Source organism: Streptomyces sp. NPDC057654, assembly GCF_042800135.1.
In the GTDB taxonomy this organism is placed as follows: Bacteria; Actinomycetota; Actinomycetes; order Streptomycetales; family Streptomycetaceae; genus Streptomyces.
The window spans coordinates 1-1,137 of record NZ_JBHVHQ010001456.1 but is presented as its reverse complement, the minus strand read 5'-3'; the positions used below and the strand labels follow the sequence as shown (position 1 = coordinate 1,137).

The 1,137-nt window shown below is 77.2% G+C and carries 1 protein-coding gene; it reads left to right on the top strand.

Features of this window, described 5'->3' with window-relative positions; all coding sequences use genetic code 11:
• Positions 1-416: 416 nt before the first annotated feature.
• Positions 417-1,137, top strand: a 721-nt coding sequence (locus ACFU99_RS44330) for a helix-turn-helix transcriptional regulator (protein WP_384404559.1), incomplete at its 3' end; no start/stop codon positions are given.

The following is a 1,137-nucleotide window of genomic DNA, read 5'->3' as shown; positions in this document are numbered from 1 at the left end:
GCCTCTGACCCCTCCCCCGCACTCGGCGGCCGTGCCCGCCGGGCCCGGTACTCAACCGCGGGCCCGGCCGCCGGACAATCCGTGGTGCCGGACGCCTCCGGCGGGTCTCTTCTTTTAGAGAAGGGGCGCGCCGGGGGTTTTCGGCGTCCGGGGCCGCCCGCCGGCCGTGGGTCCCGACGGCACCGCGCGGCGGCTCGGTACCGCCTGTCGGCGGGCCGGGTGACGACGGACGACGCGGGCAGGGGCTGCCGGCCGCCTCGGCGGTCCTGGGCAGAGCCTCAGTGCCGCCGAGGCCGATGGCTGGGCGCCCGTGTGCGTCGCGCTCCGGGTGACATCCGTGGCAAGCCGTCGACGGCGCCCGTCGCGGGGCCCGCGGCCCTCGGCCGGTTGTCGGCGGTGACCGGCATGATGGGCGTATGCGCGCTGCCCGGCTCATCACGATGGTGTTGCTGCTCCAGTCCCGGCCGACGATGACGGGGGCGGAGCTGGCGCGCCGGCTGGAGGTCTCGGAGCGTACGGTCGCGCGGGACGTGCTCGCGCTGTCCGAGGCGGGTGTGCCCATTTACGCGGACCGGGGCCGTACGGGCGGCTACCGCCTCGTCGGCGGCTACCGTACCCGGCTCACCGGGCTGGGCCGGTCGGAGGCCGAGGCGCTGTTCCTGTCCGGCGTGCCCTCGGCCCTGCGTGAGATGGGCCTGGCCGACGCCGCCTCAGCCGCCCGGCTGAAGGTCTCAGCCGCCCTGCTGCCGGAGCTGCGCGACGCGGCGGCGGGCGCGGCCCAGCGCTTCCACCTGGACGCCCCCGCCTGGTTCCGGGAGGCGAAGGCCCCCGAACTGCTGCCCGCCGTCGCGGACGCCGTCTGGGACGACCGCCGGCTGACGGCCCGCTACCGGCGGCGCGGCAGCGCCGGCACCGAGGCGGAACGGGAACTGGAACCGTACGGCCTCGTGCTGAAGGCGGGCGTCTGGTACCTGGCGGCACGGGTCGCGGACGACGGCGAGGCGGATACGGGCGCAGAGCTGCGGCCTGGCGCGGGGCCGCCGCCCGGTGTGGAGCGGCCACCCGGCGTGGGGAAGTCTCCCGGCCCGGGGACATCTCCCGGCTCGGGGCCGCCGCCCAGTTCGGGAGCATCTCTCG